The sequence below is a fragment of the Nocardioides imazamoxiresistens genome, assembly GCF_032378595.1.
Lineage (GTDB): Bacteria > Actinomycetota > Actinomycetes > Propionibacteriales > Nocardioidaceae > Nocardioides > Nocardioides imazamoxiresistens.
The window spans coordinates 112,656-125,337 of the sequence record NZ_JAVYII010000005.1; the positions used below are offsets into that span (position 1 = coordinate 112,656).

Genomic DNA, 12,682 nt, shown 5'->3' on the forward strand with positions numbered 1-12,682 from the left:
CAGCGAAACATGTTTGTAACATCCAGGGAGTGACCTGGCTCCTCGACCACTGGCTGCCCCTGCTCGGGTGGACCGGTTCCGCGCTCCTCGTCGGATCGATCCTGCAGACGCGGGTGCTTCGGTTCCGGCTGCTCAACGCTGCCGCCACGGTCACGCTGGCCACCTTCAACCTGCTGATCCAGGTGTGGCCCATGGTCGCGATGAACGTCGTGCTGCTGACCATCAACCTGTGGTTCCTGGCGCGCATGCGGCGCCGGCCCCAGCAGGAGCAGGGCTTCACGGTCCTCGCGGTCGGCTCGGGCGACGCGTACCTCAACCACGTGCTGCGCACCCACGACGTCGACATCCACCGGCACCAGCCCGACTTCGTGTGGAACCCGGCGCGCAACGAGCTGCAGGCGTACCTCGTGCAGAAGGGTGACGAGACCGTCGGCGTGGTCGTGCTCCGCACGCGCGACGAGGTCGCCTACGTCGAGCTCGACTACGTGACGCCGGGCTTCCGCGACTGCGCCGCCGGCGAGCACGTGTGGCTGCGCAGCGACATCCTGCGCGGTCGCGGTGTCCGCCGCGTGCTGACGCCGCCCAACATGAAGGACCCCTACTACGCCCGGCTCGGCTTCCGTCGCGAGGGACGGTCCTACGTCCTCGACCTGAGCCCCGCCGAGGTCACGCGCCCGCAGCGGGTGCGCGCCGACGACCGCGAGCCCGTCGCGGCCTGAGCCGCCCGGCGGATCAGTCCGCCGAGGCCGCGACCCAGCGCTCCAGGGTCGCCGCGGCCGCCCCCGTGTCGATCGCCGCGGCCGCGCGCTCCATCCCCGCCACCAGCTGCGGCTCGAGGTCGACGGCCTCGCCGTCGCGGCGGGCGTGCACGGCCAGCGCGGCACCGGCGTTCAGCACCACGGCGTCGCGCACCGGGCCGGTCTCCCCCGCCAGCAGGCGGCGCACGACGTCGGCGTTGTGCGCGACGTCGCCGCCGCGCAGGTCCTCGGTCGTGGCCCGCGGCACCCCGAGCGCCGCCGGGTCGACGCTCGTCGTCGCGACCTCGCCGTCGGCCACCACCCACACCGACGACGTCGTCGTGGTGGTCAGCTCGTCGAGGCCGTCGTCGCCGCGGAACACCCACGCGTCCACGCCGCGACGGGCGTACACGCCCGCCATCACCGGCGCCATGGCCGGGTCGGCGCAGCCGATGGCCTGGGCCTGGGGGCGCGCCGGGTTCGTCAGCGGGCCGAGGAAGTTGAACGTGGTGCCAATGCCGAGCTCGCGCCGGGCCGCGGCGGCGTGACGCATCGCGGGGTGGAAGGCGGCGGCGAAGCAGAAGGTGATGCCGACCTCCTCCGCGAGCTCGGCGACGCGGGCGGCGGGCAGGTCGAGGCGTACGCCGAGGTGCTCGAGCACGTCGGCGCTGCCGGACTTGGAGGAGGCCGAACGGTTGCCGTGCTTGACCACGCGCGCCCCGGCGCCCGCGGCGACGATGGCCGACATGGACGAGATGTTGACCGACATCGACCGGTCCCCGCCCGTGCCCACGATGTCGAGCAGCCGCCCCGGCACCTCCAGCCGCGTGCCGGCCTCCGACATGGCGCTGGCCAGGCCGAGCACCTCGTCGATGCTCTCTCCCTTGGCGCGCAGCGCGACGGCGAAGCCGGCCACCTGGGCGCCGGTCGCCTGCCCGGCGAGCACCTCGGACATCGCCCACGAGGCCTGCGAGGGCGTGAGGTCACGGCCCGCGACCAGCGTCGCGAGCACCTCCGGCCAGGTCACCTGGCGGCCAGGGCGCGGCGCTCGCGCAGCAGACCGACGACGGTCTCGGCCAGCAGCACCGGGTCGATGGGGTGCGCGACGGCGGCCTCGGCGCGCGACCAGGTCGCGAGCCAGGCGTCCTGCGGCCGGCCGGTCAGCACCAGCACGGGCGGGCAGTCGTAGACCTCGTCCTTGAGCTGCTTGGCGATGCCCATGCCCCCGGCGGGGACGGCCTCGCCGTCGAGCACCACGAGGTCGACCGCGCCGCCGGAGACCTGCTCGCGCACCACCGGCTCGGTGGCCACCTCGACGTAGGTCACCTCCGGCAGGTCCGGGTGCGGCCGGCGGCCCAGCGCCAGGACCACCTGCTCCCGCGTGCGCACGTCGTCGCTGTAGACCAGCACCCTCAAGGGCACCGCGGGCGGCGTCGGGTCTGCGGCCGAAGCGGCCCCGGGAGCAGAAGTCGTCGCACTCACCCGCGCGATGCTACTCGCACCCGTCGGCGCGGTCGCGTCCGCGCGGATTTCCCGCGCCACTGAGCCGTCTACGACACGTCGTCGGACTTTGGGTGGGGGCGGAAGTCGCATCAGCGAACTCTCAGGACATAATGGCGCCCGTGGCGACAGCAGCAGCAGCGACGATCCCGGCCTCCCGCCTTCGGGGGCAGCACGGCCGTCCCGACATGGTCAGCGTGGGAACGATCATCTGGCTCTCCAGCGAGCTGATGTTCTTCGCGGCCTTGTTCGCGGCCTACTTCACGATCCGGGCCGCCGAGCCCGGCCTCTGGGCACAGGAGACATCGCACCTGAACGTGCCGTTCGCAGCCGCGAACACCACGATCCTGGTGCTGTCCTCCTTCACGTGCCAGATGGGCGTCTTCGCCGTGGAGCGGTCCGCGGCCAAGGGCGGCCCGCAGGTGAGCCGGAGCGGCAAGATCTACCAGTGGCGTTCCTGGGGCATGCGTGAGTGGTTCATCCTCACGTACGTCATGGGCTCGGTCTTCCTCGCCGGCCAGGCGCTGGAGTACGCGGAGCTGGTCCACGCCGGCCTGACGATGCAGAGCTCGGCCTACGGCTCGATGTTCTACCTGACGACCGGGTTCCACGGTCTCCACGTCGCCGGCGGTCTCATCGCCTTCCTCCTGGTGCTGGGTCGCACCTACATCGCGCGCCGCTTCACGCACGAGCAGGCGGTCTCGGCGATCGTGGTCTCGTACTACTGGCACTTCGTCGACGTCGTGTGGATCGGGCTCTTCGCCACGATCTACTGGATCATGTGACGGTCGGGTCCACTCCCCTCCGCCTCGCCCCCCGACCACCGCACGAACGATTCGTCCGGACCAGACAAGGGACATCACGTTGCGTTTCCTGAACCGATCCGCCGGCCGGCTCTCCCGCCACCGCCGAGGCCCTGTCGCGGGCCTCGCCGTGCTGCTGCTCGGCCTCGTCATGGCCGGGGCGGCCTACGCGGCCTTCGCGCCCGCCCAGGCCCAGCAGGAGAGCTCGATCGACAACGAGGCGCTGGTCGCCGAGGGTCGTGAGCTCTTCCTCGTCGGCTGCTCCACCTGCCACGGGCTCAACGGCCAGGGCCAGCTCGACGTCAACGGCAACCAGCTCGGCCCCTCGCTCCAGGGCGTCGGCGGCGCGGCCGTCGACTTCCAGGTGGGCACGGGCCGCATGCCGATGGTGCAGCCGGGCCAGCAGAACCCGCCGAAGAACGTCGCCTACGACGACGACGAGATCGCGGCCCTCGCCGCGTTCGTCCAGTCGCTCGGCCCCGGCCCGGACGTCCCCCGCGAGGAGGACTACTCGACGGACTACCTCGACGACCTCTCGGCCGACGAGCGCGACGCCGCGATCAACCGCGGCCAGCAGATCTTCCTCACGAACTGCACGGCCTGCCACAACTTCAACGCCCGTGGTGGCGCCATGCCCCGCGGCGGCTACGCGCCGACCATCCGCGGCGTGAGCAACAAGCACATCTACGAGGCGATGCTGACCGGCCCCGGCCAGATGGACGTCTTCTCCGACGGCAACATCCCGCCGGAGGGCAAGCGCGAGGTCCTCGCGTTCCTCGAGACGCTCCAGGAGCAGCCCCAGCAGGGCGGCTTCAGCCTCGGCGGTCTCGGCCCCGTGGGCGAGGGTCTCTACGTCTGGCTGATCGGCATCGGCGGCCTCGTCGGATTCTCCGTGTGGATCGCGGCGCACACCACGCGCAGCAAGAAGGGCAAGGCAGAGGCGTGAGCGAGAACGAGAACCTCCCCGCGCAGGACGGGCCGGACCACTCGCTGGTCCCCAGCCCGACCCAGTCGGACCAGGAGATCGCGCCGGGCCTGCCGGCGCACGTGTGGCGGCCGACGGACGTCGACCCCAAGGCCGAGAAGCGCGCGGAGCGTCAGGTCGCCGGCCTGTTCGTCTTCTCGATGATCTGCGCCGTGCTCTTCGTGGTCGTCTACTTCTCCTTCGAGATCGGTCGCGAGATCGACACGTTCCTGGGCTTCGGCGCCTCGAACCTGTTCCTCGGCCTGACCCTCGGCGGATCGCTGCTCGGCATCGGCGTCGGCATCATCCAGTGGGCGCGCAAGCTCATGACGGACGTCGAGATCGCCGAGCTGCGCCACCCGGCCGCCTCCTCGGAGGACGACCGGGCCACGACGCTCAAGGCGCTCTCGGACGGTCTCGAGGAGTCCGGCATCGGTCGCCGCCCGCTGATCCGCAACACCCTGCTGGGTGCGCTGGCGTTCTCCGGCATCCCGCTCATCGTGGCCCTGCGCGACCTCGGTCCGCGCAACATGAGCCACGAGCGGCTGGAGAGCACGTTCTGGATGTCGGGCATGTACGTCGTCCGCGACGTCCTCGGCACCCGGATCAACAAGGCCGACCTCCAGATCGGCGACCTCGTCAACGCGGAGCCCGAGGGCCTGGTGCCGAACAGCGAGGGCCACCTGCCCGCGCCGATCGGTCCCGACGGCCAGGAGCTGCGTCCGGCGCTCCCCCACGAGGAGCTGCTGATCCAGAAGACGAAGTCGGCGATCATCCTGCTGCGCATGTCCCCCAACGACATCGTCCGCAACCCGGATCGCGAGAACTGGGACGTCGACGGCATCGTCTGCTACTCCAAGATCTGCACGCACGTCGGTTGCCCCATCGCGCTGAACGAGCAGCAGACCCACCACCTCCTGTGCCCGTGCCACCAGTCGACCTTCGACCTCGCCGACTCCGGCAAGGTCATCTTCGGCCCGGCCGGTCACTCCCTTCCGCAGATGCACCTGGCGGAGGATGATGAGGGATTCCTGTACGCGATGAACGACTTCGACGAGCCCGTCGGTCCTAGCTACTGGGAGCGTGGCTGAGCATGAGCACGACATCCAAGGTGGCCTCCACCAACGGCACCTCGGCCGCGGGCGGCGCCAAGCCGTCCAAGGTCGGTGCCGGCGCCAACTGGGCGGACGAGCGCCTCGGCCTCGCCGCGCTCGGCAAGAAGAACCTGCGCAAGGTCTTCCCGGACCACTGGTCCTTCATGCTGGGCGAGATCGCCCTGTGGAGCTTCGTGGTCCTCCTTCTCACGGGTGTGTTCCTGACCTTCTGGTTCAACCCGAGCATGACGGAGATCGAGTACCAGGGCTCCTACGCACCACTGCGTGGCAGCTACATCTCCGAGGCGTTCAACTCCTCGCTGCACATCTCGTTCGACGTCCGTGGCGGCCTGCTGCTGCGCCAGATGCACCACTGGGCCGCGCACCTGTTCATCGGCGCGATGCTCATCCACATGATGCGCGTCTTCCTGACGGGCGCCTACCGCAAGCCCCGCGAGCTCAACTGGGTGATCGGCGTCCTGCTGCTCACGCTCGGCACGCTCGAGGGCTTCACCGGCTACTCGCTGCCCGACGACCTGCTCTCGGGCACGGGCGTCCGCGCCGCGGACGGCTTCGTCAAGTCGATCCCGGTGATCGGCACCTACGGCTCGTTCCTGCTCTTCGGCGACGAGTTCCCGGGCCACTCGATCATCCCGCGGCTCTACATCATCCACGTGCTGCTGATCCCGGCCCTGCTGCTCGGTCTGATCGCCGCGCACATGCTGCTGCTCGTCTACCACAAGCACACGCAGTGGCCTGGCCCCGGCCGCACCGAGAAGAACGTCGTCGGCTTCCCGATGCTCCCGGTGTACGCGGCGAAGGCCGGCGGGTTCTTCTTCATCGTCTTCGGCGTCACCGCCCTGATGGGCGGGGTGATGACGATCAACCCGATCTGGATGTACGGACCGTACGATCCGACGAAGGTGACAGCGGGCTCCCAGCCGGACTGGTACATGGGCTGGCCGGACGGCCTCCTGCGGATCATCCCGGGCTGGACGGAGCTCAGCTTCTGGGGCGTCACGTTCGCGCTGCCGGTGTTCCTCACCGTCATCATGGTGCCGACGCTGATCATCATCCTGCTGATCCTGCTCCCGTTCATCGAGAACTGGATCTCGGGCGACAAGCGGGAGCACCACCTCCTGCAGCGTCCGCGCGACACCCCCGCCCGCACCGGCGTCATGGCGGCCCTGGTCACGTTCTACGGCCTCGCCCTCATCGCCGGCGGAAACGACATCATCGCGATCAGGCTGGATCTCTCGATCAACCAGATCACGTACTTCCTGCGGGGAGCGATCTTCCTGGGGCCGATCCTGGCCTTCTGGATCGCGAAGCGCTGGTGCATCTCGCTGCAGCGGCACGCCCGCGAGCAGGCGCTGCACGGGTACGAGACCGGCATCATCGAGCGGTCGCCGGAGGGAGCGTTCTCCGAGCGTCACCTCCCGCTGCCCGCCGGCAAGCAGTACGTCATCACGCAGCGCGAGCCCGACTCGATGCCCGTCGTCGAGGCGCAGTACGACGAGAACGGTGTCCGCAAGCCGGGCGGTCGTCTCGACGGCCTGCGCGGTCGCCTGGCCAAGTGGTACTTCGCCGACAACGTCCAGCCGCCCACCGCGGCCGAGCTGGAGGAGGCGCACCACCACCACGGCGGTCACGACGACCACGCGATCGAGAGCAGCTCGCACGACGACGCCGCGATCAGCGGCAGCAGCAAGCACTGAGTCCGGACGTTCGCGTCACGTGACGACGTCGCCTCCACGGGGGCCCGGGTCCACCACGGACCCGGGCCCCCGTGGCGTTGCCGCCCTCCCCTGGTGGCTCCCGCCCCTGCTGGTCGTGCTCCTCACCCGAGCCGTCGACGTCGTGCTCCTCGTGGTGCTCGGGCGCGACCAGGTCGCCCTCGACGTCGGGCAGGGCTTCTACCTCGTCGAGCCGACGCCGGCCGACCCCGGCTACTTCTCCGTCGTCACGAACTGGGACGGGCAGTGGTACCGCACCATCGCCGAGGAGGGCTACCCCTCGGAGCTGCCGCTCTCCCCCACCACCGGCGAGGTCGCCCAGAACCCGTGGGCCTTCTACCCGGCCCTCCCCCTGCTGGCCCGGCTGGTGATGACCACCGGCGTGCCGTTCGGCGTGGCGGCGTCGACGATCAGTCTGCTCGCCTCCACGCTCGCGCTCGTGCTGCTCTACCGCCTCCTGGCCGCACGAGGGGGCCGCTACGTCGCGCTCCTGACCGTCGCGGCCCTCAGCGCCAGCCCGACCGCGGCGGTGCTGCAGACGGCGTACACGGAGGGCCTGAGCCTCCTCCTGGTCGTGCTGGCGCTCCAGGCGCTGGTCGCCCGCAGGTACGGGGCGCTCGCGGTGGTCGCGGTCGCGCTGGCGCTGACCCGCCCGGTGGTCCTGGCCCTCGTGCCCGTGATCCTGGTCCACGCGTACCTGCGCTGGCGGCGGGACCCGACGTTCGGGCGGCGCGACGCCGCCCGGATCGCCGGCACCGTCGCCGTCACCGGCCTCTCGTTCGGGATCTGGCCGCTCGTGGCCGCGCTGCGCACCGGGCGGGCGGACGCGTACCTGGCCACCCAGCAGGCCTGGATCCTCGACGACACGCCCTGGCAGACCTGGGGCGCGCAGCTGCTCGGCGCGTTCGGCGCGAACGCGGCCTCGGGCGTGGCGATGGTCGCGCTGCTCGTCGCGGCCATCGTGCTGCAGCCGGCGGCCCGGGTGTGGCCCACCGAGGTACGCGCCTGGGTGCTGGCCTACGGGGCGTACCTGCTCGTCACCACCCGTCCCACGCCGAGCATCGCGCGCTACTGCCTGCTGCTGCTCGTCGTCTGGTGGCCCTTCCCCACGCTCGGACGCACGTGGCACCGCGCCGCCCAGGCGGCGCTGCTGGGCGCCGTGCTGCTCGTGGGCGCGCTGGCGCAGTACGCCTGGCTGGAGGACTCGTTCCTGCTGACGCTGCGCCGCATCGCCTACCCCTGACGCGCCGTCGGGGACCTCAGACGGCCGCGCCCTCCGCGTACACCTCCGGGGTGGCGTTCCAGTCGCCCCACCCGTTCTCGAGCGTCATCTGCCGGTCCGTGCCGGTCACCTCGACGACGTCGCCGCGGATGCTGTTCTCGAAGACCCACTGGGCGTCCGCGGTGGCGAGCCCGACGCAGCCGTGGCTGACGTTCGCGACGCCCTGGGAGCCGGAGCTCCACGGAGCGGCGTGGATGAACTCGCCCGAGGTGGTGACGCGCAACGCGTACTCGACGTCCTCGATGTTGTAGTACTCCGGGTCGTCCGGGCTCACCCCGGTGGTCGCCGCGTCCATCGTCTTGGTGCGGAACTTCTCCATGATCACCTTGACCCCCGAGCGGGTCTCGTAGCCCGGCTTGCCGGCGCTGACGGGCATGGTGCGGGCCGTGCTCCCGTCGATCTCGGTCGTCATCTGGTGGGTCGCCGCGTCCACGCGGTGGATCACGGAGCGGCCGATCGTGAACGAGACCTGCCGGCTCTCCTGGCCGTAGATGCCGTCGCCGGCCGCCACGCCGTTGACCGCGACGTCGACCGTCACCCGCGTGCCCGGCTGCCAGTACGCGTCCGGGCGCCAGCGCACCTGGTGGTCGTCGTACCAGTGCCACGAGCCCTCCTGGGCCGGCTCGCTGGTGACGGTCATCCGCTGCTCGAACGCCGCCCGGTCGGCGACCGGCAGGTCGAAGCTGACGACCACCGGCATGCCGACGCCGACCTCCTCGTCGGCCAGCGGCGCGATCGAGGGGTACGTCTGATCGTCCAGCGACAGCGCCACCGTCGTGAACGCCACCTCGAGGGCGCCCTGGCCGCCGTCACCCGACGCGGACGCCGTCAGGACGTAGGACGTCCCCGGCTCCAGGAGGTCGGAGGCCGCCCAGGTGACCTGGCCCTCGAGGAACTCGCCGGGGACCTCGACGCCGTCCGTCGACGTCAGCGCCACGGCGTCCAGACGGCCGGCCTGCGCCTCGACCTGCACCCGGTGGTCGACGGCCACCTCGTCGCCGTCGGCGACGTTGCCGACGACCGTGACGCCCTCGCCGTCGGCCGGGCGACCGCCGTCGCCGCCCTGATCCGCCTCGTCGTCACCGCCGCCGGAGCAGGCGGCCAGCGCGCCGCCCAGGGCCGCCGCCACACCCGCGGCGCCGACGATCCGCACGAACGAGCGTCGCGAGACGACACCGCCGTCGCGACCAGCACCGGGAAGCCGCACCATCGGATACCCCCTCCGAGAGACGTGAAAGGCGCCCGTCGGACGAGCCGACGAGCGCCTTCCAGGGTAACGCGGTCCCGATCAGTGGGCGTGGACCCCGCGGTAGTACTCGAACACCCAGCCGGAGAGCGCGAGGATCCCCAGGCCGCAGCCGATCATGAACAGCCACCAGCCGAAGATGACGCCCATGACGCACACGCCGAACGTCAGCGCGGCCCACAGCGGCCACCACGAGTAGGGCGGGAAGAAGCCCTGCTCGCCGGCGCCGTCGGAGATCTCGGCGTCCTTGATGTCCTCGGGACGCTCGTCGAGCTTGCGCGCCTGGAACCACAGGTACCAGGTCACCATCGCCGCGAGCAGCGTGGTCATGACGAGCGCGGACGTGCCGGTCCACTCGCCACCGCCGCCCTCGCCGTCGCCCGCCGCAGCGGTGACGAACCAGTACGCCGGCGTGACCAGCACGAAGAAGATCGTGCAGATCAGGAAGATCCAGACCTCGGACCTCAGAGCCTTCACTTGTCGTCATCCTTCCGGGTCGCGTCCGTGTCGTCCGAGTCGTCGGGACGCGGCTTGTCGTGCACGCTCGCACCGTTCTCGTTGAGCCACTCCTCGCGGCCCTCGACGTCCGGCGCGTCGGCCATCCGGCCGTTGCGCTCCGCCTCGTTGTGGGCGAGCTCCAGCGCCGCGATCTCCGGGTGGTGCAGGTCGAACGCCGGCGACTCCGAACGGATCTTCGGGATGGAGGTGAAGTTGTGGCGCGGCGGCGGGCAGGACGTCGCCCACTCGAGCGAGCGGCCCCAGCCCCACGGGTCGTCGACCTCGACCTTCGGGCCCTTCGCCGAGACGTACACGTTGTAGAAGAACGGCAGCAGCGAGGCCGAGAGGATGAAGGCACCCACGGTCGAGATCTGGTTCAGCGTCGTGAACCCGTCCTCGGCGAGGTAGTCGGCGTAGCGACGCGGCATGCCCTCGACACCCAGCCAGTGCTGCACCAGGAACGTGGTGTGGAAGCCGACGAACAGCAGCCAGAAGTGCAGCTTGCCCAGCCGCTCGTCGAGCATCTTGCCGGTCATCTTCGGCCACCAGAAGTAGAACCCGGCGAACATCGCGAACACCACCGTCCCGAACACCACGTAGTGGAAGTGCGCCACCACGAAGTAGGAGTCCGACACGTGGAAGTCGAGCGGCGGGCTGGCGAGCAGCACGCCGGTGAGACCACCGAAGAGGAAGGTCGTGAGGAAGCCGATCGACCAGAGCATGGCGTTGTCGAACGACAACGACCCGCCCCACATCGTGCCGATCCAGTTGAAGAACTTCACTCCGGTCGGCACGGCGATCAGGAACGTCATGCCTGAGAAGAACGCGAGGTTGACCGCACCGGTGACGAACATGTGGTGCGCCCACACCGCCACCGAGAGGATCGCGATGCCGAGCGTCGCGCCGACGAGACCGATGTAGCCGAACAGCGGCTTGCGGCTGAAGACCGGCAGGATCTCGGAGACGATGCCGAAGAACGGCAGGGCGATGATGTAGACCTCGGGGTGCCCGAAGAACCAGAACAGGTGCTGCCACAGGATCGGGCCGCCGTGGGCGGCGTCGAAGACGTGCGTCCCGAGTGTTCGGTCGGACTCCAGCATCAGCAGCGCGCCGGCCAGGATCGGGAACGCGATGAGCACGAGCAGGCTCGTGATCAGCGTGTTCCACACGAAGATCGACATCCGGAACATGGTCATGCCGGGGGCACGCATGCAGATGATCGTGGTGATGAAGTTGACCGCACCGAGGATCGTGCCGAGGCCGGCCATGTAGAGGCCCATGATCCACATGTCGCCGCCGACGCCCGGGCTACGGACCTCGTTCGACAGCGGCGTGTAGGCGAACCATCCGAAGCTGGCGGCACCGCTGGGCGTGAAGAAGCCGCCGGCGGCAATCAGGCCGCCGAACAGGAAAAGCCAGTAGCTGAACATGTTCAGCCGTGGGAACGCCACGTCGGGCGCGCCGATCTGCAAGGGCATGATCACGTTCGAGAACCCGAAGAACAGCGGCGTCGCGAACAGCAGCAGCATGATCGTGCCGTGCATCGTGAACATCTGGTTGTAGATCTCGTCGTTCACGACCTGCTGGCCCGGGAAGGCGAGCTCGGAACGGATCACAAGCGCCATCACGCCGCCGATGCAGAACCAGGCGAACGACGTGGCCAGGTACATCTTGCCGATCAGCTTGTGATCGGTGGTGGTCAGCAGGCGGACGACCTGCTGGCCCAGCGGCTTGCGGCCGGGGACGAGGGTGTCGGTGGATCCCTCGGCCGACGCGGCGGGAAGGGTCGCGGTCACTCGTCGCCTCCGGAGTTCTCGTCGTGCTGGCCCTGCACGGTGCGGGCGTCGGAGCCGCCGAGCAGCGGACCCTGCTCGGAGACGTTGTCGGTGGTGGCGATCTCGGCGACGGTCGCGGCGTAGTCCTCCTGCGAGACGACCTCGACGTTGAACAGCATCCGCGAGTGGTACGTGCCGCACAGCTCGGTGCACTTGCCGCGGAACGTGCCGATCTCGGTCGGCGTCACCTGGAAGTGGTTCAGGCGACCCGGGACGACGTCCATCTTCATGAGGAAGCCGGGGATCCAGAAGCCGTGGATCACGTCGGGCGAGTGCAGGTTGAACCGCACGGTCGTGTCGACCGGGAGCACGAGCGTCGGGATCTGGCCCGCGGCGCCGACGGTGTACGCGTACTCCAGCTCGTCGCGCTCCTCCTCGTCCGTCGTGCCCGTGCCGTCGGTCGGGTAGTTGAACGTCCACGACCACTGCTGGCCGACGATCTCGAGCGTCAGGTCCGGCTCGGAGTCGTCGAGCACGGCGTTCTGCGCCTGCACGGTGTGGAAGAAGAAGACGATCACCATCATGACGGGGGCGATCGTGTAGAAGATCTCGAGCGGCAGGTTGTACCGCGTCTGCACGGGCACCTCGTCGGCGCTGCGGCGACGGAACTTCACGATGACCCAGAACATCAGGCCCCACACGATGACGCCCGTCGCCAGCGCGGCGACCCACGACCAGATCCAGAGGTCCGCGATGTGCGGCGCCTCCTGGGTGGCGATGCCGACGGTCTCGCCGTCGGCGTTCAGGCCCGACGGCAGACCCCAGTTGCGCAGCTGGTAGTCCGTCTCGGCGGAGCAGCCGCTGACCAGGAGGACAGCGGCGCCCATGAGCGCGACCAGCGCGGTGCGCCGGGGCTTGCCCGCGGCGGCACCGCGAGCCCTGCCGGCGGCGGACCGCCAGGGGAGTTGCAGACCCACGAACGAGCCTCACTTTCGAGACGATCAGACGACGCGGATGACTTTATCCGAATCCCGACCTCAGGGAGAC

General features: G+C 70.0%; 12 protein-coding genes. 6 read left to right on the forward strand and 6 right to left on the reverse strand.

What is annotated here, in order from left to right; translation table 11 throughout:
* Positions 1-29: 29 nt before the first annotated feature.
* A complete protein-coding gene (locus tag RDV89_RS12045; RefSeq protein ID WP_315733298.1) occupies positions 30-719 on the forward strand; it encodes a hypothetical protein in 690 nt (229 codons plus the stop codon).
* Positions 720-732: 13 nt separating this feature from the next.
* Here RDV89_RS12045 and trpD read toward each other — a convergent pair whose 3' ends face one another.
* Positions 733-1,764 (reverse strand): anthranilate phosphoribosyltransferase, encoded by a 1,032-nt coding sequence (trpD, locus tag RDV89_RS12050; protein ID WP_315733299.1) that lies wholly within the window; start codon positions 1,762-1,764, stop codon positions 733-735.
* Entirely contained in the window at positions 1,761-2,159 is a 399-nt protein-coding gene (locus RDV89_RS12055; protein ID WP_315733300.1) for an Rv3143 family two-component system response regulator, read from the reverse strand. The genes trpD and RDV89_RS12055 overlap by 4 nt, the downstream gene beginning before the upstream one ends.
* A 191-nt stretch (positions 2,160-2,350) precedes the next feature.
* Here RDV89_RS12055 and ctaE point away from each other — a divergent pair, with 191 nt between their 5' ends.
* From ctaE to RDV89_RS12080, 5 genes are all read left to right on the forward strand, one after another.
* Entirely contained in the window at positions 2,351-3,022 is a 672-nt protein-coding gene (gene ctaE / locus RDV89_RS12060; RefSeq protein ID WP_438823275.1) for an aa3-type cytochrome oxidase subunit III, read from the forward strand.
* Between the two features lie 79 nt (positions 3,023-3,101).
* Entirely contained in the window at positions 3,102-3,986 is an 885-nt protein-coding gene (gene qcrC, locus RDV89_RS12065) for a cytochrome bc1 complex diheme cytochrome c subunit (protein ID WP_438823276.1), read from the forward strand.
* Positions 3,983-5,095, forward strand: coding sequence for a cytochrome bc1 complex Rieske iron-sulfur subunit (qcrA, locus tag RDV89_RS12070; protein WP_315733301.1), 1,113 nt, complete (start codon positions 3,983-3,985; stop codon positions 5,093-5,095). The genes qcrC and qcrA overlap by 4 nt, the downstream gene beginning before the upstream one ends.
* Before the next feature lie 2 nt (positions 5,096-5,097).
* The gene (gene qcrB / locus RDV89_RS12075; RefSeq protein ID WP_315733302.1) at positions 5,098-6,816 is read left to right on the forward strand and encodes a cytochrome bc1 complex cytochrome b subunit; all 1,719 of its coding nucleotides are present in this window, start codon (positions 5,098-5,100) and stop codon (positions 6,814-6,816) included.
* A gap of 115 nt (positions 6,817-6,931) precedes the next feature.
* A complete protein-coding gene (locus RDV89_RS12080; protein ID WP_315733303.1) occupies positions 6,932-8,077 on the forward strand; it encodes a hypothetical protein in 1,146 nt (381 codons plus the stop codon).
* Between the two features lie 16 nt (positions 8,078-8,093).
* On the opposite strand, the gene RDV89_RS12085 is transcribed toward RDV89_RS12080, so the two are convergent.
* The 4 genes from RDV89_RS12085 to ctaC form a co-directional block, all read right to left on the reverse strand.
* On the reverse strand, positions 8,094-9,326 hold the full coding sequence (locus tag RDV89_RS12085) for a L,D-transpeptidase (RefSeq protein WP_315733304.1): 1,233 nt from the start codon (positions 9,324-9,326) through the stop codon (positions 8,094-8,096).
* A gap of 78 nt (positions 9,327-9,404) precedes the next feature.
* Positions 9,405-9,839, reverse strand: coding sequence for a cytochrome c oxidase subunit 4 (locus tag RDV89_RS12090; RefSeq protein WP_315733305.1), 435 nt, complete (start codon positions 9,837-9,839; stop codon positions 9,405-9,407).
* On the reverse strand, positions 9,836-11,656 hold the full coding sequence (gene ctaD, locus RDV89_RS12095; RefSeq protein WP_438823277.1) for an aa3-type cytochrome oxidase subunit I: 1,821 nt from the start codon (positions 11,654-11,656) through the stop codon (positions 9,836-9,838). The genes RDV89_RS12090 and ctaD overlap by 4 nt, the downstream gene beginning before the upstream one ends.
* On the reverse strand, positions 11,653-12,612 hold the full coding sequence (ctaC, locus tag RDV89_RS12100; RefSeq protein ID WP_315733306.1) for an aa3-type cytochrome oxidase subunit II: 960 nt from the start codon (positions 12,610-12,612) through the stop codon (positions 11,653-11,655). Before ctaC ends, ctaD begins: the two co-directional genes overlap by 4 nt.
* Positions 12,613-12,682 lie beyond the last annotated feature (70 nt).